The sequence below is a fragment of the Legionella genomosp. 1 genome (assembly GCF_900640215.1).
Taxonomy (GTDB): domain Bacteria; phylum Pseudomonadota; class Gammaproteobacteria; order Legionellales; family Legionellaceae; genus Legionella_C; species Legionella_C quinlivanii_A.
In genome coordinates, this window is sequence record NZ_CAAAJH010000004.1 from 240507 (window position 1) to 263721 (window position 23215).

The following is a 23215-nucleotide window of genomic DNA, read 5'->3' on the forward strand; positions in this document are numbered from 1 at the left end:
TTTTAATCCTTACACAAAACGCTATAAAAAAATCCATCACAATTTTCCTGGCCCGGTAAAATCTGCCAGCCGTATTCATTGGCGCTTCCCCAGGGAGGATTAATCGGCAAAACCCGGCATTCAGACTGCTCTTGTAGAAACGCTTTGATTTGATCTTCATTTTCGCGCTTTAATATGGAACAGGTTGCATAGACTAGTAATCCTCCTTTTTTCAGCAAGGGCCAGACTGCATGCAGCAACTGCTTTTGCAAGCTAACAACAGGGTCAATATCCTGCTCCTGCCTGATAATTTTGATATCAGGATGCCGGCGAATAACGCCTGTAGCCGAACAAGGGGCATCGAGCAGAATGCGGTCAAACAATTGACCATCCCACCAATCCGAAGGCGTGAGAACATTTCCCTGCAACACCGTCGCTTTAAGTTGTAATCGTGCCAGATTTTCCTGCACCCGCTGCAAACGTCTCTGCTCGACATCAACAGCGACACATTCCTGTAAATCGGCCTGGGACTCAAGAATATAACTGGTTTTTCCGCCAGGAGCGCAGCAGGCGTCCAGCACTCGAAGACCCGGCTCAAGCGCCAATAACTTAACAGCCGCTTGCGCGGAGCCGTCCTGCACTGAAAAATAACCCTCGGCATAACCAGGTAATTCGCGAACATCTACTGCGGTATCAATTTGAATACCATGCGGTAAATGAGATGTGGCGACCGCCTCAATACCTGCCTGCTCAAGTTGCGCTAAATAAGCATCCCGGGATGTTTTCAGCTGATTCGTGCGTAAGTAGAGGGGGGGATGCTGGTCGTTGGCAGTTAAAATGCTCTTATAGGTATTGGGCCAATCTTTTTTCAAAGCCTTGATAAACCATTGCGGATGATTACTGGAATAGGCCGGGTTATTTTCCAGCGATGCCAGAATTACCTCTTTTTCGCGGCAGAAACGCCGCAATACCGCATTAATCAAACCTTTTGCCCAACTCTTTTTGAGCCGGTCGAGCAAGGCAACTGTTTCCTGAACAGTCGCATACTCCGGCTTGTCCAGATACTGTAACTGGAATAATCCCATGAGGATCAATAGCCAGATCTCTGGTGCCTCGGGCTTTTTATTCAGTAGTTGCCTGGCAATCAGCTGCAATCGATAATGATAACGGCAAACACCAAAACAAATCGCCTTGGTTAAGGGGCTTATCTCAGGGGATTGCAGCGACTGATTTAATGAAACTTTTTTTTCAAACAGATCAATCAGAATCTTCAGTGCCTGCGCACGTTCATTTGGTTTCATTTAATACCTGACCAATCAGACTGTGGTATTTGCCGGCATTCATCCATTCCGTTATCGAAAGCGGTTTTCCTCCCGCAAATTGTAACTGCTGTATCGATAAAATACCGCTGCCTGTGGCTATACAGAGCCCTTCCTTGCTTACAGATAAAACCGTACCCGGTTCTGCATTACTTACTTCTGCTTCTACTTTGGCCTGATAAATTTTGATCATCTCGCCGTTTTCGGTACTGGTATAGCTAATCGGCCAGGGATTAAACGCTCTAATCTGTCTCTCAATAACATCGGCATCCAGCTGCCAATCGATAAGGGCCTGCTCTTTTTGTATCTTTCCGGCATAGGTCACCCCTTCAGCGCTCTGTGCTTCAGGATTTATCTTGTCCTCTGCCAATAAATTCAATGTTTCCAGCAAAGGGGCTATCGAAAGCAATGAAAGCTTGTCGTGTAAATTCCCTGCAGTATCCTGAGCTTCGATGGCACAGTCCACTGACATCAGTTTTGCACCCGTATCCATGCCGGCATCCATCTGCATAATGGTTACTCCCGTTCTGGGATCGCCATGGAGTATGGCTTGCTGAATTGGCGAAGCTCCGCGCCAGCGCGGCAAGAGCGATGCATGTACATTGATACAACCAAGACGAGGTATAGCCAAAACCCTTTCTGGCAGAATTAAACCATAGGCAATCACCACCATTACATCAGGCTTTAATGCGGCAAGCTCAGCGACTGTTGACTCCGATTTAAAATTAAGCGGCTGATAAACAGGATACTGATTCTCCAATGCCCAGGTTTTAACCGCAGAAGCCTGCAATTTACGCCCACGACCGGCCGGGCGATCAGGCTGCGAATAAACAGCCAGCAAGCGATGTCCTGAGCGAGCCAGAGCATCCAGACAGGGAACACCAAACTCAGGAGTGCCAGCGAAAACAATCGATAAGGAAGACGTCATGATTTTCGGGCTTGCATACGTTTAAATTTATCCAGTTTCCTTCTGGCCATAGTGCGTTTTAAAGGCGACAGCAAGTCAACAAATAATTTACCATTCAAATGGTCAATCTCATGCTGAAAACACTCTCCCAACACCCCTTCACCACTCATTTCATAGGGCTTGCCGTAGCGATCCAGAGCTCGAATGGTTACCTTCTCCGCTCGAACCACCGTATCATATACACTGGGAACCGAGAGGCAGCCTTCCTGGTACTCCACTTTTCCTTCAGAAGCAATGATTTCCGGATTGATTAACACCAGTTGCTTCGCCTTATCCCCTTCTATATCAATTACAGAAAGCCTTAAGCTGATACCAATCTGGGGAGCGGCAAGTCCCACGCCGTTAACGCTGTACATGGTTTCAAACATATCATCAATCAGCTGCTGTAATTCTTCGGTTATTTCCTGAACCGGTTCCGCCACCAGCCGCAGACGAGGATCAGGTAGATAAATAATTTTACGTATAGCCATGGAAACTCGTGAAAAAAATAGTTGATGGATAATATTATCACGAATACAATGTTCGACTGCAAGATACTCCAACTAAGCTCTGCTTATAAATGTGATTAATATACAGGTTTCAGGGACAGAAAAATGCGGCATTTATTTGTCATAATAGGTTTGCTTATCTCATTCGCCACGCAGGCAGTCTCCATTCTGGAGGATTCACCCCGCCGCTATGTTGTGCAACCCGGTGACACCCTTTGGAGTATCGCCTGTAAATATCTTGCTAATCCATGGGAATGGAAAACCCTCTGGCACGCCAATCCTCGAATAAAAAATCCTAATCGTTTATACCCGGGCGCTATCATTGAGCTGCGCTATGCGCATAACCAGCCCTATCTTAAGGTGCTATCGAACGGCACCATTAAATTATCTCCGAATATCCGCCCGCGTCCCCTTGAAGAGGCGATTCCTCCTATTCCGTTGATGGTTATCAAACCCTTCCTGAACTCCTCGCTGGTCATGGATGAAGATCGCCTGAGAAAAGCGCCCTATATCGTGGCCTTTATGGGCGAGCATATGCTGGGCGGACAGGGGGATGAGGTCTATGTCAAAAATCTTCATCCGGATTGTAAAATGCCGCGCGGAGCGACTATTTCCTATGCCGTTTATCGTCCCAATTGCCCTTATATGGAACCCGAAACCAATCGTTTACTGGGCTATAAGGCTACACTTGTTGGCTATGCGGAATTAGTACGTGGCGGCGAACCTGCCACCATACTGCTGACCGAAATTACCGAGGGTGTGCGGTTAAAAGATCGGGTGATGCTTAATGATTTTCCCGAATTTAATTTATATTTCGAACCGAAGACCCCCAATAGCCCCGTGTGCGGCTCTATTATCGATTTGCCCGGCGATTACACCCAGGGCGCGGTGGGATTAGTTGCTGTCATTGATCGCGGCCAGGATGCAGGGCTTGAGCCAGGTGATGTACTTGGCCTATATTCTGAACGGAAACTGGTGGCAGACCCTCTGGATATCGCCAATCCAATTCTGCTTCCACGGGAGCGGGTCGGAGAAGTAATGATTTTCAGAACGTTCTCAAAGACCAGTTTTGGGTTGGTTGTGCGCTCAATTCGAGCCATTCATCTTGGCGATAAGGTGACCAATCCATGAGTAACAAACGCTTTTTTCTTTTGCTAAACCGCATTGAAGGTATTGGTCCACGTACTGTACAGCGCCTGTTGAATCGCTGGCCCAGCCTGGAAGTACTTTTTTCCCTGTCTAAAGAGGAAATGATAGCTTCTGGCTTAACTCCCCTGCTTGCCACCGCCCTGAGCTCTGCTGACAGAACGATGATTGATGCGGATTTAAACTGGGAACAGCAAAGCTCAACTCATCATCTGGTGACCTGGGAAGATGAACACTATCCTGCCTTGTTAAAAGAAATTCACGACCCGCCGCTGGTACTTTACGGCATTGGAAACTGGGCTTGTATAAAAAATAAGACTTTGGCGATGGTGGGAACCCGTAAGCCTTCCGTTAATGGAGATGAGATCGCCTATCGCTTTGCATTTGAACTGGCCGGAAGAGAAATTACCATCGTCAGCGGAGGAGCATTGGGCGTTGACGCGAAGGCCCATCAGGGCAGTATTGATGCCAAGGGGCAAACAATAGCGGTCATGGGAACCGGCATTGATATGGTTTATCCTGCCCGTCATCGCCTGCTTGTAAAAAAAATTATCGACAATGGCTTGATTTTAAGTGAATTTCCTCTGGGGAAACCACCGAGCGCTGGACATTTCCCTCGCAGAAATCGTATAATAAGTGGTTTATCTATTGCCACATTGGTTGTTGAGGCAGCAATTAAGAGTGGCTCACTGATTACAGCCAGGTTAGCACTTGAGCAGAACCGTGATGTACTTGCCATACCCGGTTCTATACATAATCCACAAGCGCGGGGCTGCCACTATCTTTTACAACAGGGAGCCAGACTGGTGACCTCAGCTGCCGATATTCTGGATGCGCTTGGATGTGGTAATTGGTCTAACAATGCAGGTGGTTCCGCACAATCCCTTGCAACACATAATAAAAACCTAGTAAAGTGCATTGGTTTTGAAATCACTACCGTTGATCAGATCTGTAATCGCAGCGGTATTCAAATCGATGAAGTGGCCTGTGGCTTGGCTGAACTTGAATTACAGGGCATTGTCAAAGCAGTACCCGGCGGCTACATGAGGTGTTATTAATGAAAGACAGCTTGTTTGAAATGCTAATGAATTTATTTGAGAAAAGTCTTTCCCAATTAAAAGATGGAAGCTCATCTGATATAGGACTCGAGGCAGATGGCGAAGAAAGCGTTCAGGATAAAAACTCTTTCTTTGTCAGAGCAGCGCGTGATTCCTCTATCAGAGTGTTTACCTATGATGAACAGATGAAATTCACCAAGGCAAGTTATCAGTTTTTAATGAAGTTAATGCTATTGGGAATCATTGCTTCCGAGACGATGGAGCAGATCATTAATCAGCTTCTTTTTTCGGAGTCTCGTTTCGTAACGCTTCAGGAAACAAAGTGGACTATTCGCAATTGTCTGGCTGAAAGCTTAAATACAGTGCAACTCGCTTTTCTTGATCTTGTGCTATATCAAAAGGAAGATGAATTACCTCTGCATTAATGATCCTTAAAAAAAATAAGCTAATCTCCTTCAGGCAAGCCCTGAATAATTGCTTCATTGATAGCAAGAGACGAGTCAATAATACTAACAATACTGTTAAGAAACTTCTAAAGGATAAAGGTCTTTTATGAGTAAACACCTGGTTATCGTAGAATCACCTGCTAAAGCCAAAACTATCCAGAAATATTTGGGTAATGACTATGATGTACTTGCCTCTTATGGCCATGTCAGAGATCTGCCCCCACGAAAAGGCTCTGTAAATCCCGACAATCATTTTAAAATGACCTATAGCCCCATTGAAAAAAATGTAAGGCATATTGAGTCAATCGCCAAAGCCTTAAAAAAATCGGATTCCCTGCTTCTCGCAACCGACCCCGATCGCGAAGGAGAAGCCATTTCCTGGCATGTGTTTGAATTGATGCAAGAGCGTAATTTACTTACTAATAAAGCGGTTCATCGTATATTTTTTAACGAGATTACCAAATCAGCCATACAGGAAGCAATTAAAAATCCGCGTCAGATTTCAATGGATTTAGTCAATGCACAACAAGCCAGACGAGCGCTGGACTATCTTGTAGGTTTCAATCTGTCGCCCCTTTTATGGAAAAAAATACGCCGTGGTCTTTCCGCGGGCCGCGTTCAAAGTCCAGCGCTCCGTTTAATCGTAGAACGGGAAGAAGAAATTGAACGTTTTGTGGCTCAGGAATATTGGCGGATTATTGCCTCCTGCCAGCATGATGCCAGCCCCTTTTCAGCCCGATTGACTCATTATCAGAAAGATAAACTGCAGCAGTTCAGTATTACTGGCACTGAGCAGGCACATGAGGTCAGAGAGCGCTTATTACAGGCTGCCAATGGCGAGCTTATTGTCGACAATATTGAAAAAAAACAGCGCAAACGTAATCCAGCAGCCCCTTTTATCACCTCTACTCTGCAGCAGGAGGCGGCTCGCAAGCTTGGCTTTACAGCGCGTAAAACAATGATGGTTGCCCAGCAGCTCTATGAAGGGATTGATATTGGCACCGGCACCGCCGGCCTGATCACTTATATGCGTACTGACTCGGTCAGTTTGGCCAATGAGGCGATTTTTGAGATTCGCGATTTCATTCAACAGCGCTATGGCGAGAAAAACTGCCCCAAAAGTCCACGCATGTTCAAAACCAAATCAAAAAATGCTCAGGAAGCTCATGAAGCAATTCGCCCAACGACTATTAGGCAAACCCCGGAGTCTATCCAGCAATATCTGACCAGTGATCAATACAAACTCTACAATCTCATCTGGAAACGGACCGTTGCCTGCCAGATGGCAGAAGCATTAATTGACACCGTTGCCGTTGATTTAAGCTGCGGTGCGGGTAATCTTTTCCGCGCCAATGGCTCAACTATCACCTTTCCCGGCTTTCTTACTGTGTATGAAGAAGGGATTGATGATTCTACCGATGACGAAAACTCAGGCTTGCTGCCCGCTATGTCCGTGGGAGAAAAGGTAAAGCTTATTGATATTGCAGCCAATCAGCATTTCACAGAACCACCGCCGCGCTATAGCGAGGCATCGCTGGTTAAGGCGCTGGAAGAATATGACATTGGCCGCCCCTCGACTTATGCGACCATTATCCATACCCTGCAACAGCGCGAATACGTGATAGTTGACAAGAAACGCTTTGTACCTACTGATGTGGGTCGAATTGTAAATCGCTTTCTACTGAGTCATTTTACTCGTTATGTGGATTATAAGTTCACCGCCAAACTTGAAGATACTCTCGATGAAGTATCGCGCGGTGAAAAAGAATGGATCCCGGTACTGGAAGAATTCTGGCAGCCATTTATAAGTCAGATTCATACTACGGATACCCAGGTCCAGAGAAAGGATGTCACTTCGGAAATACTGGATGAACAATGCCCTAAATGCAGCAAACCCCTATCAATACGTCTGGGCAAACGCGGGCGATTTATCGGCTGCACCGGCTATCCGGAATGCGACTACACGCAGGATTTGAATAATCCGGAAGGAGAGAAAGCAGAGCCTGAAGTCATTGAAGGCCGGCAATGTCCTGATTGTAAAGGAGCGCTGCATATTAAAACAGGCCGCTATGGCCGCTTCATCGGCTGCAGCAATTATCCTGACTGCAAACACATGGAGCCCATAGAAAAACCAGCGGATACCGGAGTGGAATGCCCCAAGTGTCATAATCACAAAATTCTGAAACGCAAATCGCGTAAAGGGAAGATCTTTTACTCTTGCGGCGGTTATCCGAAATGCGACTATGCCTTATGGAACGAACCTATCGATACCCCCTGCCCGCAGTGCGCCTGGCCGCTGTTGACAGTTAAGGAAACCAAGCGCTTTGGAAGGCAAATTATCTGCCCGAAAGAAGGCTGCGGTTATACGGCTAAGGATGAGGGATAGGATGCTCAAAGAAAGTGGCACCCACTCTTTGCGATTTAGGGTGCCACTACCAGAATTGTCAAGGTATCCGTATAACTTCCCTGCTTTGCCAGCACCTGGTTTGCCCCCAGGAGTTGCAAACGCATCGTGGCATTATTGGGCAAAACAAGACAGGTCAATCCTCCCAGAAGTTGCGCTGGGAAGGTTGATGTGGAATTTTGCCCGGAACTCAGAGAAACAAAGCTGGGCGTACCCCCGGAAGAGCCAGCCCATGAAACCGAATAATCCAGTTTATAGGCACTGTTTAAGCTATTAGTCATTTGGAATGCTGTTGAGGCACTGCCACTGCTGGTGGCTCGAACACGATAAGTACTCGCCTCGACGATGGCCGTATAGCCGACGCAGATACTGCCATCTGTCAATGTTAAATCGGGAAAAGGGGCGGTGATGGTGCCAAAATTATAGCTTGCGTCCACTCCTGTCAGATCATAAGCGTTTGCACTCGAAACAAAGAAAACAGGTAAAAGGCACAGATACCCTAATCGGCCTATAAACATGACACATCCTCCAGGTAATAATACTCTTTATTTCCCTGCAAATTGGGTAAATCAATCTGACAATTTCCAAGCCCCTCTACTGAGAGTGAACTGATATTTTGTGACAGCTCCAACTGAAAATAGCCCTCTTCATCACTGTAGATACCATTTTGTCCGGAATGAATCCATCGATTTCTTAAAGGCTGACTTTTATCTCTGTTAAGCAATCGGCCTATGACAATAATGCGCCGCTCCACTTGCCAGGTGTAATGGTCAATATTGCCAGGATATAAAGTCACATGGCGCATGGGTTCGTGAATTGCATAATCGGCACTGGAAAGATTAGCCAGTGTAAAATTCTCATCAGTATAACCCGGCAAAGGCACAAATACTTTTTCATTGACTGGGATAATTGCCACTTTCCGGTTATAGGAGTCAATTAATGCAAATTGAGCAGACTTATCATTCAGATTACCAGAAAAAACCTGCGCAATGATCCCGGCTGAATTGCCGCGATCAGCCCCATTTAAAAATACGCCGTTTTCATTTGCAGCAATTTCGGTTTCAAGACTCCCCCCATACCCGATTGAACTGCCATCCTCCCGGGTTTGATTGTAGTTAATGTATGAGGAAATAAACTCGTTTGCTGCAGTATAATTATAAATGCCGGCAAATGAGGAGGCAGTTCTTGAAACCGTATGCATTTCATTGAGAGAATATCCCAATCCTCTTTCATTCTGATGGGAATAGACGGTACTACCCTGTGCCACAACAGGCATCGCCAAGGGATTATTTTGATTATTATTTTGCTGATTTTGCCAGGAAAGCGATTCAGTTCCAGCCAGCATACCTCGACTGAAATTCATGCTCAAACCAAGATAATAAGTATTACCAATATGGACAGCTTCGTTATAGGCGGTGTTAAGAAAAAATCCCAGCCTTTATAAAAACCAATTTGCCGTTGATAATAGGCACCCGCTCCATAGGAACGAGGTTGCTCAAGAAGCTTTCTATAATTAGCCTGCATACCGATTAGATCGTTTTGTGTGAGCTGATAGCTTAATGAAGCTGAATTATTGTCCTCCAGATTATTAAGAAAATAATAATCTTCATTTTTATCCTGATAGAAAATTTTGGTCGCTATCGCACTCAGGTTCAATTGCTTTTTTTGCGTATTGATGAGGGTATACAACCCATAATTACTCTTGGTTGTGATTAGTCCAGCAGTTTTTACAAAGGAGTTGCCTATAAAAAATGCAGGCCCAAAATCAAAAAGACCTTGATGAGAATTTAATAAGACATCCCCCATAATCGCCAGTCTTTGATTTAAGCGATTACTAAATCCTGCCTGAACTACCGGAACGTTCAATATATCCGGTAAAAAGTTATAACTGTTATTATCGAGAGTCAGAGCATTGGTTAAATAGCCCGCCATCACATAGTATTGTGGTGCCTGTGGAGGAGGCAGAGAGAATCCCTTGCTGAAAAAGCGCTGGGTCGTGTTATTCATACCCACTTTGATGGTTAATTCATATCCCCCGTCCGGAAATCCGTTGGTATTTATGGTTTGATAACCTGCCGCGAGATATTGAGAGTAAATCAGTTGATCATTTTTAAATATACTGACCTGGGATGCCTGCGGTACAAATATCACTAAAGGAGAAGCGGTGATACTCTCTGAATTCCGCAGCGTTTCGAGAGTGGTTTTAACTCCAACCCCTGCAAGAATCTGCGTTTGAAAAAATGGAGAGGTCGGGTTTACGATATATCCTCCGGTGTATATTTTATCCCGGCTTATATTCTGAGCGTACAGGCTTTGTACCTGGAAATGCTGGCCATCGTCGATGCCATTATTCTGGGAAATATTGCCAATCAGGCTATTATCTCCGTAGGCGAAAACATTATTGGAATAGAGGTTGTAGTAATCAGGGGTTGAGGGATAAATAGTTGTGCGAATATCCGGCTTATTAGTGCTAAAGGATCCCGCAGCTCCCAGTTTATTTATATAGGACCAACTCGCTGTAGAATCCGGAAAAAAATCAATTGTATGAGCGAGTTCGGGTCTTTGGAGATGGGAAGAAGATAGAACTAAATAAACTATTTCATGCTGAGGATCATAGATTATATAAATCCCGTTTTTCTTTAATTGCTTACAATTTTCGGGTAATTCAGCGACACCATTTGAAAGACATTCAATGTTTAACTGTAAGGAATTGTTTAATAATTTAATTAATTTTTTAGAAGGTTTAACAGCTTTCAGATGGGAAATTAATTGTTCGGGCGATTGAAATTTTAATCGCCCCTTCCTGATATTTACATAAAAATAGCCCATATTTTCATGAAGAAAATTGACTGACACCCGCAAATGCTGAGTCACAGAAACCGCCTCAAATCCAGGCGGCGGACTCTCTGAATCAACAAATAAAGTTTGGGCTGAAGGACATGAGAAATAACTCAAAAAGATAACAACAATTAATAAATCGCTTAATTTTAGCTGCCAGCTATTTTTAATCCGTAGTAAACGATCCAAGCGATTTATCCATAAAAGAGGCCTGTAAATTAACCGGGGTTAATTGAACCAATTGCTTTTTAAGCGTTTGGCCAGCAAACAAAGTATACGCTGGTAAAGGGATTTCCTTTTTTTGGCCCGCTATTGTTTGGGTACAGGACGTAATTCTCACTGAGGCATTGCCAGTGTTTACAATCAATAACTCATTCGCTTTTCGCTTAATAGAAATAGATGGTAAAGGCTTATCGGGACGCAAGGTCACCCGTGCTCCATAGCCAACAATTACTCGAATTCCAAGCACAGCACCTTCCGGACTTTTTTGACTTACCAGATGAGTGGCAATTTTAGGAATAAAATCTATTTCAAATACTTTTTCTGACGGAATCTTGCTGGCCGTTTTCACTACCCGAACAAACTGGGTTTGACCTGGTAATAATACAAGTTTTGCAGGAAAAACCATCAGGCCATCCTTCTCAGGGTTTCTAACCCGTATTTTGGCTGAATTAAGACGAGCCGGATTGGCCAGATGATAGGGAATTACTTCGATATAAGCCTGATGGTTAATATCGAGATTTCGCACTGCAATTTCAGCGTCTTTATTCTTGCTTGTCAGATCAACGACAATAGGTCCGACACTTATACCCGCATGGACATCAGGAAATAAACAGCAGAGTATCAGCAGGAAAAATAAACGTGAAAATTCCATAGACTTGCTAGAGCGTATTGAGTTAATTTAGATAGATTATCACTATAAAAACTGAATTCAATAGAAATACAGAAATTGAAGTTAAGCACATGATTTTTAATTGAATTGGAAAGTAACTCCTCAGGTACGTCTTCCTGAGCGTAGCGAAGGATCTCAAACTGCTTGGAACTGAGCCAGATTCAGGAGATCCTTCACTGCGTTCAGGATGACGTACCTGGGGAGTTACATTGGAAATTAAGCTTTAACACGGATTTTAATTAAATTGTCTCTAATCAGGGAAAGAATCATGTATTCACTTCAGCGATTGATGTTACTAGTTGTCCTGACTGGCAGTTTTAACGCGTTTGCAGCCACCGATGGCACACTGGGAACGACCTCCACAGGAACAGTCAATGTTTCCATTACGATCCCTGCATTGGTCCAGATAAGCGGACTTGCCGATATTGCCCTGGGAACCCCCGTTGCTTTTCCTGTCACCGGTAATACCACCGCCTGTATCTATAGCAATGTGGCATCGCCCCTGGGAAGCTATTTTGTCACTGCAACCAGTAACAATGCGAGCGCCGGCGCTTTTCGGGTAAACGATGGCGGCACAAACTTTATCACTTATTCGGCCTATTGGAATAATACCTCTGCAGCCACTCAGACCACCTTGCTGACCTCTGGAACAAAAACGGCCCAGCAAACGGGCGGAAACGCGGTTTCCTTAACCTGCGGCGGCACACCTAATGCAAACTTCAATATCAGTTTCAGTGCTGCTCAGGTAGCCGGAGCTCCTGCTGCCACTTATACGGACACTGTAACTCTTTTAATTACACCCACCTGACAGAATGAGGGCTATTAATATTTATTTAATAGGCAAACAAACCAGCTGTATCGCTATTCTGTGGCTGCACTGCGCTTTTGCCTGCGCAGTTAATCCTTCTGCAGCCTCAGTCACTGTGACGGTTCCGGCATTGGTTCAGATTAGCGGTCTAAGCAATATTACTTTGTCGCCAATCAATTTAAGTAGCCCTGTCACCGGTAACACAACAGCCTGCATATATACCAACACGATAAGCCCTCTGGGAAGTTATTTTGTCACTGCAACCAGTGCGAACGCCGCATCTGGCACATTTCGTGTCGTTAATGGCAGTAATTTTATCACCTACAACGCCTATTGGAATCCAGGGAGCGCGCCCTCGCAGACCATCACCCTGGTTTCTGGCGTTAAAACCGCCCAGCAAACCGGAGGCAGCAGTACCTCACTCACCTGCGGCGGCACTCCCAATGCCAATTTCAATATCCGAATTACCAGCTCCCAGGTGGCTGGCGCGCCGGCAGCAGTGTATACAGATACTGTTACTTTATTGATTTCACCTTCTTGACTATTAAATTGTATCGCGTCCAATTAATGGGTCATGCCATGTCAGATTTGGAGATCTCTCACTTGCGTTCGAGATGACGGGGTGCCTGTGAAGAATGCCACAGTTTAATGAACACTCTCAAAATATCCTATAATTAGTATGAAGTTAAGAGTTAAGGAGAACTCGCATGTCGTTTATAGATTTAGTAAATAGTAGTGATTACATTTTGCTTAGCGCTGAGAAAAAAGCGGACGCTGATAAAAAAGCAATGGAAAAAAGACCTGGCATCGATACCCCTGATCTGCCTCTGCCTTCCACACCCAAGGAACCCGAGATTAATATTCCGCCTAAACAGTCGGCTATTTAATCCTTGTTGGAATCCATTTCCTCTTTGCATAAAGGCTTAAAAGCGTTGAGCGGCAAGGAACTGAAGTAGCCTGTTTTCATACAGGCTAAGGTGCGCAGCATTTGCTGTTTAATAAACGGCATTTTGCAGAAAAGGCCATGAAGCAAATCTCTCAACACTCCCATGCCCGCATGGGAAGATTGAAACCAGGGCGTGATAAACCAGCTGGCGTTCTGATAATAGCGTAATTGCGCCTTTCTTCGATGGGTATACATTGACAAAGCCTGCGGCAAAGGAAACTGGCTCAGACACTCGTAAAGAGTTCTGGCATCCAGCAAACTTAAATTCGCACCCTGACCCAATTGCGGGCTCATCCCATGAGCAGCATCCCCAATGACCACTACCCGCCGGTCATGCCAGGGATAAACCCTGACATCAGCATAAGAAGCCAGTGCAAATTGCTGATGACTGTGCAGCTGCTCAAATAATGGCTGCAAGGCAGGCCAGATGGTGGTGACCTCTTCTTTCCACTGTTCAAAAGGCGTAGCAAGCCATTGCGGAAAATACTGCTTTTTTATACTCCAGAAAAAACTAACCATCGATTGCTGGCTTTCAAAACCTATCGGTAAAACACCTGCCATGATTTCAGTACTTCGGTACACTTGCTCCAGGGTTTGATTAAACTGGCTATTGCAATCTCTGGCAATTGTCCATAAAGCCCCCCAGTCATAAGGTTTGACCTTAATTTTGACATCCAGCTGTTGTCTTAGCAGAGAGCGTGAACCATCGGCAATCACGACACAATCAAAGGGTCCATGCACACCCCCCTTGTGGTCATACAATTCCACTGCATCGGCCGACTGTTTGAATGAGACAATCTCACAGGGATTTATAATGCGAATTCCTGTGTCTTTTATTTTGGAAAACATTTCCTGGTACAGGGCTGCTCGATGGATACCTAATCCAAAATGATGCCTGACCAAATCGCGGTAACGTAAATCCAGTACGACTTTATTTCGGTGATTAACACCAAATAAACCCGCTATGGGGGCTCCTTTAGGGATTAGTGACTGGGCAATTCCAAGCTGATTCAGCACATCGAGACCTGCGGGCTGTAGTAAGAACCCTGCCCCCAGGGGAGCTAAATTTTCAACCCGGTCAAAAAGACTGACCTCAGCATTTAATCGTTGTAAGAAAAGAGCGGCGGCAGGACCTGCAATCCCGCAGCCAATTACGGCTATTCGCAACATCACAAAACTTCTTAGTAAATTTTTATCTGCAACGGCGTATTACTGCCAATCCATGCGCGCTTCATAATTTCTGTATTAAAGGCACAATGGATTTCACCTTTTGTATTTACTGCAATAACACCCATTTCTCTTCGTGCAATATTTCGCTGATGAATCACATAGTCACAAGCCTGCTCCAGCGACCACTGGTTTAGCTCTATTAACATGGCAATAGTATGCGCAACCACCTGGGTAATCAAGGCTTCACCTTCACCCGTACCGGAAACAGCACAGGATTTATTATCAGCAAAGCAACCAGCGCCGATCATACAACTATCGCCGACTCGTCCCGGCAAACAATTACCTGTTCCCCCTGTAGACGTAGCCGCAGCCAGGTTTCCCTGGGAATCGAGAGCAACTGCCCCGACAGTGCCTTTAATTTTCTTGGCAAGAATATCCTTCGTACTCTCCCGTTTACAGGCTTCGAGATACTGCTGATATTGATATTCAGTGACAAAATAATCTTTAGGCTTTAGCTCAAGATTATTCAATTCGGCAACAGCCAGCGCACCATATCCGGAAAGAAACACATGATGCGTTTGAGCCATGATTTTTCTGGCCAGCGAAACCGGGTTCTTCACTCGCTCCACCATTGAGACGGCGCCTGCATCCAGAATATGTCCATCCATTATGGAGGCGTCCATTTCCACTGTGCCCTGATTATTGAGCACCGAGCCTCTGCCTGCATTGAAAAGTGCATCATCCTCTAATTGCCGGACGGACGCTTCGACGGCATCCAGAGCAGAGCCGCCTTTTTGCAGCACCTCATAGCCCTTGTGTAAGGCAACTTCGAGACTTTCCTCATATTCAGGTAAATGATCTCTTAATAAAGTCGTTTCCTCACTGGCTCCTCCGTGGATGGCCATTGCAATCCTATTCATCCTTGTTTCCTCTTTTAGGCGTTACTTTGGTTGGATTGTAAAGCTTACGTGTTTTAATCGAAAACCGACAGCCTTTAACCAGCAGATGAACTTTCAAATTTTCAACATAAACCGGCTCATTATCACGAACTCCGGTTATATTGGTCTGGCGTATGTGCTTGCCGTCAATAATAACCACCATTCCTGAGCCTCGACACTCTGCTTCTGAACCGTTTTTTATAATTAGGGCAGTATCTTCACCCAGCCCGACTCCCAGTTGATCGGGATTAATGATAATCGCATGAGCCAGACGCGCAAAACGCCCGCGCTTGATGAAATGAGTATCAATAATGCAATTCTGGATAAAGCCCAAACCTGAAGAGGTTTTTAAATCCTGCTCAATCAGCGCCTCTGCCAGTCCACCTTCTGTAATCATGATGGAAGACATCACCATAGCCCCGGCACTGGTTCCGGCTACAATAAAATGCCTGTCATCAATATAACGCTGGCGGATAAAATCAATGAGGCTGGTTCCCCCGATGATAGTTGCCAATCTGAATTGATCACCTCCGGTGAAAAAGACCGCATCGGCAGCTTCTACCCGGTTCAGGTAATGCTTGTCTCTTGCCTCCATTTTATCTTCAATATGGATAAAGCCGGGGGCCTTATAGCCAATATCATGAAAAGCCTTTTGATAACGCTCTTTGACTTCTTGCTGAAAACGGCTTCCGGAAGTAATGATTTCAATTTTTTTATTTTTTGAGGCATTGAATAACTCCCGGAGAATTTCATAACGCTGTAACTCTCCGGTATCTCTCAAAGGGAATGGAGGTTCTTTATCGCCCACATCTTCCGCGCCGCCAATAATCAGCATTTTACCTTTAGCAAGCATGTACAGGCTCCTAGTTGGCTACGAGCGTCGTTGCATGAGCACTTGCCTGCAATTTTTTAATATGGGCAATTCCAGTCATCACATCCTCAGGAAAATAAAAAATGAAGGAGCCTGGAGCCGCCTTATGCAGGACATGCTGCAGAGCATCCATTTCATCGGATATTATTTTAATCTCTTTTGATTCAAAGTCTTTTACCTGCTCTATTCCTTCCAGAAGCAAAGTCGTTAACTCCTCATTGCTGCGCCCTCTGCCGTCTTTATCATGACGAATTATAATTTCATCAAACATTCTGGCCGCATAGGTTCCAATTTTACGAATATCCGTCATTTTACGATCGCCGGTTGCAGCGATAATACCAATTTTTCTTGTGGCCGGCTGTTGACTGATATACCCCTCCAGATGCTCAAAAGCAGCCCCATTGTGACCATAATCAATGAGGATACGGTAATTTTCAAAAGCAAACAGATTCATTCGCCCAGGAAGGTTTTCAGCGTTGGGCTGAAATTCATGCAGCCATGCAGCGATATTTTCAAGACTAAAGCCGGAAAGATATCCAGCAAGCACAGCGGGCAAAACATTTTGGATCATTCCGGAAGCTTTACCGCCAAAGGTCAGCGGAATTTTGGACAAATGCGTGATTGTTACCTCTTTGTTGCCTTCTTTAAGCACAATTGAGCCGTCCGACAAATAGATTGCCAAACCACCCTCCTGACAATGTGATCTAATACGCTCATTGGCTGCCTGCATACTAAACAGCGCCACCGAAGCCTCCACTGCGTTCTTCATTTGATACACCAGATCATCATCAGCATTTAAAATGGCATATCCTGTTTTCATGGTACTGCGCGGCACCACTTCCTTTACGCGGGCAAGCTCTTCAAGCGTATGAATTTCATCAAGGCCAAGATGATCTTCAGAGACATTGGTCACAATACTGATGCTGCTCTTATCAAACCCTAAACCCTCACGTAAAATACCGCCTCTCGCACATTCGAGTACTGCGTAGTCGACCAAGGGATCTCGAAGAACCACTCTGGCACTGAAAGGCCCACTGCAATCGCCTCGATAGACTTCCTGCTCGTTAATATAAATTCCTTCAGTGGAAGTCAAACCCACATGCCGACCCGCTTTTCTGGCGAACCAGGCAACCAGTCTTGCAGTTGTGGTCTTGCCATTCGTTCCGGTTATCGCAACTAGCGGAATTCGGGATTCGCTTCCTGCCGGGAATAGCATATCAATCACGGGGCGGGCTACATTACGGGCATTTCCGCATTCGGGAGAAAGATGCATGCGAAAGCCTGGGCCTGCATTCACTTCAATGATGGCACCATTACTTCCGTTCAGGGGTAAACTAATATTTTCAGCCACCACATCAATGCCACAAATATCCAGATGCATAACCCGCGATACCCGTTCAGCTATAAAAATGGTTTGCGGATGGACTATATGGGTCACATCAACCGCAGTGCCCCCTGTGCTCAGATTGGCGGTATGCTTAAGATACAATACTTTTCCGGCTGGCAAGATAGAGTCTAAGCTCAGATTTTTTTCCTCAAGAATAGCCATTGTGCTGGCATCTACTTTGATAGTGGTCAGAAACTTTTCATGATGCTCGCCACGATTTGGATCCTGATTCACGGCATCGATGAGCTGTTGTATAGTGGCTGTACCGGTTCCTACAATCATAGCCGGGGTACGTTTGGCCACCGCAATGACTTTGTGATTAATCACCAGAAATCGGTAATCATGACCGCTGATGAACTGCTCCACAATAATCCGGTCGGAAATCTCTGCTGCCAGCTGAAATGCCGCTCGTGCTTTTTCCTGATTGCAGATGTTAGTGGTTATTCCTCGTCCGTGATTGCCGTCAACTGGTTTGATGACACAGGGATACCCCACTTTTTCCAGCGCCTGCCCCAGGGAGCTCAGATCTTCAATAATCATACCGCGCGGGACTGGAATATAGTCGTTCATCAATAATTGCTTGGTTCGCTCTTTATCCGCCGCATTATCCACACCAATATTGCTGGTCAGACCAGTGACTGTCGCGCAGATTAGTTTTTGCTGACAGCCATGTCCCAACATAATCAGCGACGAATCATTCAAACGCGCATAGGGAATATTTCGTTTGGCCGCTTCATCCACCAGGGATTGGGTAGAAGGTCCGAACCCTTCATGCTGTTTGATTTGTTTTAGCTGCTGTAAATGATGGTCGACCAGGGTATAGGGACGCTGATGCGCCAGAGTGCTTATCAGCTCGACGGCCGCTTTGGCAGCATAAAGCCCTGCAGACTCAATTTCATAGGAGAAGACGACATGATAAACGCCTTTTTCGTTGGCTGAGCGCGTTCTGCCAAAGCCGCACTCCATTCCCGCCAGCCACTGAAGCTCGAGAGCAACATGCTCAATGACATGGCCAAGCCAGGTTCCATCATCAAGCCGCTTAAAAAAACCGCCCTCACTGCTTTCAGAGCAGAAATGATTATATAAAGAAGGGAGTAATTGTTTTAAACTATCATTGAATCCAGGAATTGCGCTACTTGGAAACTCCTCGAACTCCTTTAAATCAAGCTTCATGACAATTAGTTTCTGTCTGGTATTTGACCAGTAATTAGGCCCACGCAAAACTCTGAGATTTAAAATATCCATTTTTTAGTTTTTCCCTGTTAAATGCAATCCACTGTCATAAACTAAGGTAAATTTAACTGAAGTTGCGAATGTTCCTTGTAGTCACATCTTCCAGAACGGGTACAGATTACAAATGAAGACTTCCAAGCAGAAATAACACATTATTACATCATAACCTGTTGATCAATAACCAAATGTAGATATAGGCGGTTATACGTAATATTTTTCCAGTGACGAGGCAAAACTGCTGTCCGCAAAATTGGGCCAGTTATCCTTGTCAAATCCCGGAGCGTTTTTCAGACGCTCTTTCTCAATCTGCAAAACAAAACAGTCATCTTCTTTATTGTAGTTGAACAAATGCCAGGGAATGGCAAAAAATTTATTACCAAATCCCATGAAACCGCCAAAGTCTAAAACCAGATAGTTCACTCGTCCTGAAATCTTATCAAGAACCACCTCATTAATATCGCCCAGATATTCTCCGGCATTATTTTTGACTTTGACTCCGCTGACTTCACTGGCCTTGACTACATGCCGCTTCCCCATGTGTTCTCCTGCAAAAATCAGTCCTTAAATTAATGATAGAACAGATTACCTGCATGCGCTTTACAAATCGTTCCAGCCCGGCTAAAAGCTCCTGTTTGCTGATATGGCAATGACCCTGCCATTCTGAAAAAGTACTTCATAAAGAAATTCATTAGGAGACTGCTGATAGGTCCAGACTTCATACACATCAGAAGCAATACCATAGGGAATATCGAAATTATTCACCAGAAGGGAGGAGTCCTGGTAAATATCCTTTGCTAATGGAGGGCCGCACTTGCGCTCTACAATATATTTGCTGTCACCTTCAAATACCAATGACTGCTTACAGCGCATTGCAAAACCCAAATCGGTGAGACACAGGGCAATAAACAAACCAGCTAGCAATCGGTGATTGTTCATGTTGTCTTTTTACAGAAACTATATGCTAGATATAGCACATGCAATTTCGCTATTGCAGTTCCAGATAAATTTTTTGCATGCGCTTTAGATTGCATTTAATGACGTTCATCGCATCAAGACTTGGTTTGAGCTGTTCAGGCGCATTCTTTTTCCCGATGTGCAGCAACCATAATAACCAGCTATGGAAGCATAAATACCATAACAGTTCATCCTCCTGAGGAAGCACGGCGATAGACTGGTAGCCCTTTAGCGTCATGGAAAAATTAGTTTCACAGAAAATTGCCTCTGGCACAGCGGCACAGTTGATTGCCAGGCCAATTAACTCAACGAAGGGATGGATAAGGCCGGCGCTTTCCCAGTCAATGATTGCAACGAGCTCCTTACCTGACCAAAGCAGATTCCCCATATGCAAATCACGATGACTGGCGACCCAATCCTGTCTTTTGTAATCCGGATTGCTCTCGATTAGATGAATTAAATCCATTATCCAGGATTGCAGTTTAAACTCGGACGGCCAGCAGAGTGCGGGCCAATACTGAAAGGCTAAATCGGGTTTCTGGCTGGAATGAATCCTTGCCAACACCTGTCCAGACATATATGCCTGCTCAGGATCAGGCCTCTGGATGGTTTTGCCGTGATGATAGGGATAAAGCAGATGAATAGTATGCTCTTCCCTGAAAATCTGACTGGGGGAAGTGGCCCGATAATTATTGAAATGCTGAGCCAGATTTGAATTCACCTGGCATTTAAGCGCTTCGCTATTCGATATCGATTGATAATCGGTAGTTCCCAACCAGTTTTCCTGGGCAAACCGCTTATAAATCCATTCACTCCCATCGATGAAACGAAGATAGAAAAGCTGATGACCTGAATCCTGTTTCAGAACCCGTTCAGTGAGAATTCTATCCCCGAAATAACGTCTTACCCATTGATTCACTGCCATTAAGTTAAGCTCAATTGTATATTAAACTGTCGTCTCCGCTTAAGACAAAAGTATAAAGCAGTAACACCCAAAAGGTAGATAGATTATCAGGAAAAGATCATCTGCCAAGCCGAACGTGGCTCATTTTACAGAGTCATACTCTCTTATGTTTCCCATGAGCAATTTTGTGAGGAGCGTTCAGGGTTGGAGGTCAGCTGATGGCATTCCTTTTTCTGAATATGGCATGGTAGCCACTCAGGTATTTTCATGATTTAATGGAAATTTTGCGCTGTTGAATCAGCAAGTAGGCTACAGCAATAAGGATTGCAAATGGGAATAATACAGGATAAAGGGAAACGTATTGCTTTGTGGTATTTAGGAGCAGCAGGATTGATTCTTTATAGCCAGCTCCATGCCTCAACCCCGTTATGGACATATTCAGCGCCAAGCCCTGCCGTGGTGACGGTTTCGGGGCTTGAGACAGCAACGGTTTCCTATACTGTAACAAATTTGTCGGCCAGGGGAAAAAACCTGATCTTGCAACCTATCCCGGGAGTCAGCGCTTCATCCTGTCATCTGGCCGGAAGGCTAAGCAGTTGCCAATTAACCCTAACCATCCATGGCGGAGCAATTCCACCACAAGGGATCCATACCGGCCCGGTTCTGTGCGAACAAGCGAACCCCAACCAATGTTATCAACCCACCTTAGACAAGCAATTAAATGTGAATCAGACATCTGGGCTCGGGCATTTGCTGTTAAGCCAGTATGGCGTGCCAGTCGGAGCCTTGTCGCTTCGCCCTGGCGATAGCGGGGTACTAGTGCTTACCAATACCGGCGGAAGCCTGGTTTCTGCGTTGAATATTCGTTTCCCTTTTGCGTGGGGTAACTATTTTACCAATAACTGCCCAACCCTGCTGCAGCCCCAACAAAGCTGTACGCTCACCTACTCCATCCCTACGCCATCAGCAACAGGCGTTTTAAACCCATTGTTCATCCTGGCAACAGGAGCTGATAACAGTATAAATATCCCAGTCAGCATCCAGGCCATCGGTGCTGCCAAATGCTGGGGGCTAAATCGCTTCGGCCAACTCGGCTCGACCATCAACAGCGGTAATTTTAATACCAACGACAGTCCGCTGGATGTACAAACGCTAAGTTCAGGAGTGGTGGCGTTGACTGAAGGAACTTACCATACCTGTGCCCTGCTCGATACGGGAGGCGTTAAATGCTGGGGGGTGAACATTTCTGGCCAGCTCGGTTCCACCACTAACAGTGGTACTTTTAACACCAATGATAGCCCGCTCGATGTGCAGACTTTAAACACTGGCGTGGCCGCTTTAGCTGCAGGATTAAATCATACCTGCGCCCTGCTCGACACCGGGGCTGTTAAATGCTGGGGAGATAATGCATATGGCCAGCTTGGATCCACCACCAACAGCGGCACTACTACCCCCAACAACAGCCCGCTGAATGTGCAGACCTTAAGCTCAGGGGTGACGGCTTTAGCCGCAGGATACTATCATACCTGCGCCCTGCTCAATACGGGGGCTGTTAAATGCTGGGGAGATAATGCATATGGCCAGCTTGGATCCACCACCAACAGCGGCACTACTAATCCAAACAACAGTCCGCTGGATGTACAAACCTTAAGCTCAGGAGTGGTCGCTATCACTGCAGGGGGATTCCATACCTGCGCCCTGTTGAATACGGGTACTGTTAAATGCTGGGGAAGGAACTTTTATGGCCAGCTCGGCTCCACCACCAACAGCGGCACTAATAATCCCAACAACAGCCCGCTGGACGTGCAGACTTTAAATTCAGGTGTAGCAGCTTTAAGTGCAGGATTAGATCATACCTGCGCCTTGCTCGATACGGGTGCCGTTAAATGCTGGGGACTAAACTTCTATGGCCAGCTTGGTTCCACGACCAACAGCGGCACTAATAATCCCAACAATAGCCCGCTTGATGTACAGACTTTAAGCTCAGGGGTGGTCGCTATAACGACAGGAACCTACCATAGCTGCGCGCTGCTCGAGACAGGGACTGCCAAATGCTGGGGGCTCAACCTTTATGGCCAGCTTGGCTCACCAATCAACAGCGGTAATGGCAGCCCTAACAACATCCCGCTCGATGTGCAGGCTTTAATCGCTGCAGGCCTATTTCAACACGGTTTTGGTGAAGGCCATTCCTGTGCAATTGCGGCAGCTCCTTAATCTCCCAGCGGCTAACCATGAGAATACCCGCGATATCTTAGACTGGACCCTGCGGACAAGCCGCAGGGTGTAGAGATGATGGGTAGATAGCTATGCCGCGCAGACGGGGGCCCATCTCTGAGCTAGCTATAATGCCGATTGAGGAATGGATTCCCGCCTTCGCGCTGAGTGATCCTGTCATTATTTTGAACAACTCAAAGCGCCAGATTCAATAAATGAGTGATATTGCTGTTGCAGGTCACTCATTACGCTC

General features: G+C 45.6%; 22 protein-coding genes. 8 read left to right on the plus strand and 14 right to left on the minus strand.

All coding sequences use genetic code 11. The features are described from left to right. Positions 1 to 2: 2 nt before the first annotated feature. Genes rsmB through def form a run of 3 tightly spaced genes read right to left on the minus strand, consistent with a single transcriptional unit; the run spans position 3 to position 2735 of the window. Positions 3 to 1280, minus strand: coding sequence for a 16S rRNA (cytosine(967)-C(5))-methyltransferase RsmB (gene rsmB / locus E1O89_RS06250; RefSeq protein WP_133139407.1), 1278 nt, complete (start codon positions 1278 to 1280; stop codon positions 3 to 5). Then, positions 1267 to 2226, minus strand: coding sequence for a methionyl-tRNA formyltransferase (gene fmt, locus E1O89_RS06255; RefSeq protein WP_133139408.1), 960 nt, complete (start codon positions 2224 to 2226; stop codon positions 1267 to 1269). Before fmt ends, rsmB begins: the two co-directional genes overlap by 14 nt. Next, positions 2223 to 2735, minus strand: a complete 513-nt coding sequence (def, locus tag E1O89_RS06260; protein WP_112220194.1) for a peptide deformylase — start codon at positions 2733 to 2735, stop codon at positions 2223 to 2225. Before def ends, fmt begins: the two co-directional genes overlap by 4 nt. Positions 2736 to 2858: 123 nt before the next feature. Here def and E1O89_RS06265 point away from each other — a divergent pair, with 123 nt between their 5' ends. The 4 genes from E1O89_RS06265 (at position 2859) to topA (ending at position 7789) form a co-directional block, all read left to right on the plus strand. Then, complete coding sequence (locus E1O89_RS06265; RefSeq protein WP_133139409.1) at positions 2859 to 3884, plus strand: LysM peptidoglycan-binding domain-containing protein; 1026 nt, start codon at positions 2859 to 2861, stop codon at positions 3882 to 3884. Continuing rightward, positions 3881 to 4957: a DNA-processing protein DprA gene (gene dprA, locus E1O89_RS06270; protein WP_133139410.1), complete on the plus strand. Its 1077-nt coding sequence runs from the start codon at positions 3881 to 3883 to the stop codon at positions 4955 to 4957. Before E1O89_RS06265 ends, dprA begins: the two co-directional genes overlap by 4 nt. Continuing rightward, entirely contained in the window at positions 4957 to 5382 is a 426-nt protein-coding gene (locus E1O89_RS06275) for a DUF494 family protein (RefSeq protein ID WP_133139411.1), read from the plus strand. Before dprA ends, E1O89_RS06275 begins: the two co-directional genes overlap by 1 nt. 127 nt (positions 5383 to 5509) lie before the next feature. Continuing rightward, positions 5510 to 7789, plus strand: a complete 2280-nt coding sequence (gene topA / locus E1O89_RS06280) for a type I DNA topoisomerase (protein WP_133139412.1) — start codon at positions 5510 to 5512, stop codon at positions 7787 to 7789. A gap of 35 nt (positions 7790 to 7824) precedes the next feature. Here the strand turns inward: topA and E1O89_RS06285 are convergent, their stop codons facing one another. From E1O89_RS06285 to E1O89_RS06300, 4 genes are read right to left on the minus strand one after another with little or no spacing between them, the layout of a single operon-like run. Then, positions 7825 to 8325: a hypothetical protein gene (locus E1O89_RS06285; protein ID WP_133139413.1), complete on the minus strand. Its 501-nt coding sequence runs from the start codon at positions 8323 to 8325 to the stop codon at positions 7825 to 7827. Then, on the minus strand, positions 8316 to 9170 hold the full coding sequence (locus E1O89_RS06290) for a CS1-pili formation C-terminal domain-containing protein (RefSeq protein WP_133139414.1): 855 nt from the start codon (positions 9168 to 9170) through the stop codon (positions 8316 to 8318). The genes E1O89_RS06285 and E1O89_RS06290 overlap by 10 nt, the downstream gene beginning before the upstream one ends. A gap of 2 nt (positions 9171 to 9172) precedes the next feature. Next, entirely contained in the window at positions 9173 to 10834 is a 1662-nt protein-coding gene (locus tag E1O89_RS06295; protein ID WP_133139415.1) for a TcfC E-set like domain-containing protein, read from the minus strand. Continuing rightward, complete coding sequence (locus E1O89_RS06300; protein ID WP_133139416.1) at positions 10812 to 11519, minus strand: hypothetical protein; 708 nt, start codon at positions 11517 to 11519, stop codon at positions 10812 to 10814. The genes E1O89_RS06295 and E1O89_RS06300 overlap by 23 nt, the downstream gene beginning before the upstream one ends. A gap of 286 nt (positions 11520 to 11805) precedes the next feature. Here E1O89_RS06300 and E1O89_RS06305 point away from each other — a divergent pair, with 286 nt between their 5' ends. From E1O89_RS06305 to E1O89_RS06315, 3 genes are all read left to right on the plus strand, one after another. Further along, a complete protein-coding gene (locus E1O89_RS06305; protein WP_133139417.1) occupies positions 11806 to 12345 on the plus strand; it encodes a hypothetical protein in 540 nt (179 codons plus the stop codon). Between the two features lie 4 nt (positions 12346 to 12349). Further along, a complete protein-coding gene (locus tag E1O89_RS06310; protein ID WP_133139418.1) occupies positions 12350 to 12886 on the plus strand; it encodes a hypothetical protein in 537 nt (178 codons plus the stop codon). A 166-nt stretch (positions 12887 to 13052) separates the two neighbouring features. Beyond that, a complete protein-coding gene (locus E1O89_RS06315; RefSeq protein WP_133139419.1) occupies positions 13053 to 13232 on the plus strand; it encodes a hypothetical protein in 180 nt (59 codons plus the stop codon). Here the strand turns inward: E1O89_RS06315 and E1O89_RS06320 are convergent. The 7 genes from E1O89_RS06320 to E1O89_RS06350 form a co-directional block, all read right to left on the minus strand. Beyond that, a complete protein-coding gene (locus E1O89_RS06320; RefSeq protein ID WP_133139420.1) occupies positions 13229 to 14461 on the minus strand; it encodes an FAD-dependent oxidoreductase in 1233 nt (410 codons plus the stop codon). The two genes, E1O89_RS06315 and E1O89_RS06320, sit on opposite strands and share 4 nt — an antisense overlap. Positions 14462 to 14472: 11 nt before the next feature. Then, positions 14473 to 15381, minus strand: a complete 909-nt coding sequence (locus E1O89_RS06325; protein WP_133139421.1) for an isoaspartyl peptidase/L-asparaginase family protein — start codon at positions 15379 to 15381, stop codon at positions 14473 to 14475. Then, complete coding sequence (locus E1O89_RS06330) at positions 15374 to 16252, minus strand: cyanophycinase (protein WP_133139422.1); 879 nt, start codon at positions 16250 to 16252, stop codon at positions 15374 to 15376. Before E1O89_RS06330 ends, E1O89_RS06325 begins: the two co-directional genes overlap by 8 nt. A gap of 10 nt (positions 16253 to 16262) precedes the next feature. After that, positions 16263 to 18902: a cyanophycin synthetase gene (gene cphA / locus E1O89_RS06335; RefSeq protein WP_133139423.1), complete on the minus strand. Its 2640-nt coding sequence runs from the start codon at positions 18900 to 18902 to the stop codon at positions 16263 to 16265. Between the two features lie 189 nt (positions 18903 to 19091). Further along, positions 19092 to 19427: a PRC-barrel domain-containing protein gene (locus E1O89_RS06340; RefSeq protein ID WP_058506281.1), complete on the minus strand. Its 336-nt coding sequence runs from the start codon at positions 19425 to 19427 to the stop codon at positions 19092 to 19094. Positions 19428 to 19508: 81 nt separating this feature from the next. After that, positions 19509 to 19826, minus strand: coding sequence for a DUF2845 domain-containing protein (locus tag E1O89_RS06345; RefSeq protein WP_133139424.1), 318 nt, complete (start codon positions 19824 to 19826; stop codon positions 19509 to 19511). Positions 19827 to 19875: 49 nt separating this feature from the next. Further along, a complete protein-coding gene (locus tag E1O89_RS06350) occupies positions 19876 to 20769 on the minus strand; it encodes a phosphotransferase enzyme family protein (protein ID WP_133139425.1) in 894 nt (297 codons plus the stop codon). 309 nt (positions 20770 to 21078) lie between these two features. Here E1O89_RS06350 and E1O89_RS06355 point away from each other — a divergent pair, with 309 nt between their 5' ends. Next, the gene (locus E1O89_RS06355; RefSeq protein WP_133139426.1) at positions 21079 to 22962 is read left to right on the plus strand and encodes an RCC1 domain-containing protein; all 1884 of its coding nucleotides are present in this window, start codon (positions 21079 to 21081) and stop codon (positions 22960 to 22962) included. Positions 22963 to 23215 lie beyond the last annotated feature (253 nt).

Bases quoted from the DNA above. Each gene is read 5' to 3' on its own strand.
- def (WP_112220194.1), bottom strand. From the start codon at position 2,735: ATGGCTATACGTAAAATTATTTATCTACCTGATCCTCGTCTGCGGCTG.
- topA (WP_133139412.1), top strand. From the start codon at position 5,510: ATGAGTAAACACCTGGTTATCGTAGAATCACCTGCTAAAGCCAAAACT.
- E1O89_RS06265 (WP_133139409.1), top strand. From the start codon at position 2,859: ATGCGGCATTTATTTGTCATAATAGGTTTGCTTATCTCATTCGCCACG.
- E1O89_RS06310 (WP_133139418.1), top strand. From the start codon at position 12,350: ATGAGGGCTATTAATATTTATTTAATAGGCAAACAAACCAGCTGTATC.
- E1O89_RS06315 (WP_133139419.1), top strand. From the start codon at position 13,053: ATGTCGTTTATAGATTTAGTAAATAGTAGTGATTACATTTTGCTTAGC.
- E1O89_RS06305 (WP_133139417.1), top strand. From the start codon at position 11,806: ATGTATTCACTTCAGCGATTGATGTTACTAGTTGTCCTGACTGGCAGT.
- E1O89_RS06325 (WP_133139421.1), bottom strand. From the start codon at position 15,381: ATGAATAGGATTGCAATGGCCATCCACGGAGGAGCCAGTGAGGAAACG.
- cphA (WP_133139423.1), bottom strand. From the start codon at position 18,902: ATGGATATTTTAAATCTCAGAGTTTTGCGTGGGCCTAATTACTGGTCA.
- E1O89_RS06340 (WP_058506281.1), bottom strand. From the start codon at position 19,427: ATGGGGAAGCGGCATGTAGTCAAGGCCAGTGAAGTCAGCGGAGTCAAA.
- rsmB (WP_133139407.1), bottom strand. From the start codon at position 1,280: ATGAAACCAAATGAACGTGCGCAGGCACTGAAGATTCTGATTGATCTG.
- E1O89_RS06320 (WP_133139420.1), bottom strand. From the start codon at position 14,461: ATGTTGCGAATAGCCGTAATTGGCTGCGGGATTGCAGGTCCTGCCGCC.
- E1O89_RS06345 (WP_133139424.1), bottom strand. From the start codon at position 19,826: ATGAACAATCACCGATTGCTAGCTGGTTTGTTTATTGCCCTGTGTCTC.
- dprA (WP_133139410.1), top strand. From the start codon at position 3,881: ATGAGTAACAAACGCTTTTTTCTTTTGCTAAACCGCATTGAAGGTATT.
- E1O89_RS06300 (WP_133139416.1), bottom strand. From the start codon at position 11,519: ATGGAATTTTCACGTTTATTTTTCCTGCTGATACTCTGCTGTTTATTT.
- E1O89_RS06330 (WP_133139422.1), bottom strand. From the start codon at position 16,252: ATGCTTGCTAAAGGTAAAATGCTGATTATTGGCGGCGCGGAAGATGTG.
- E1O89_RS06285 (WP_133139413.1), bottom strand. From the start codon at position 8,325: ATGTTTATAGGCCGATTAGGGTATCTGTGCCTTTTACCTGTTTTCTTT.
- E1O89_RS06350 (WP_133139425.1), bottom strand. From the start codon at position 20,769: ATGGCAGTGAATCAATGGGTAAGACGTTATTTCGGGGATAGAATTCTC.
- E1O89_RS06290 (WP_133139414.1), bottom strand. From the start codon at position 9,170: ATGAATTTCAGTCGAGGTATGCTGGCTGGAACTGAATCGCTTTCCTGG.
- E1O89_RS06275 (WP_133139411.1), top strand. From the start codon at position 4,957: ATGAAAGACAGCTTGTTTGAAATGCTAATGAATTTATTTGAGAAAAGT.
- fmt (WP_133139408.1), bottom strand. From the start codon at position 2,226: ATGACGTCTTCCTTATCGATTGTTTTCGCTGGCACTCCTGAGTTTGGT.
- E1O89_RS06355 (WP_133139426.1), top strand. From the start codon at position 21,079: ATGGGAATAATACAGGATAAAGGGAAACGTATTGCTTTGTGGTATTTA.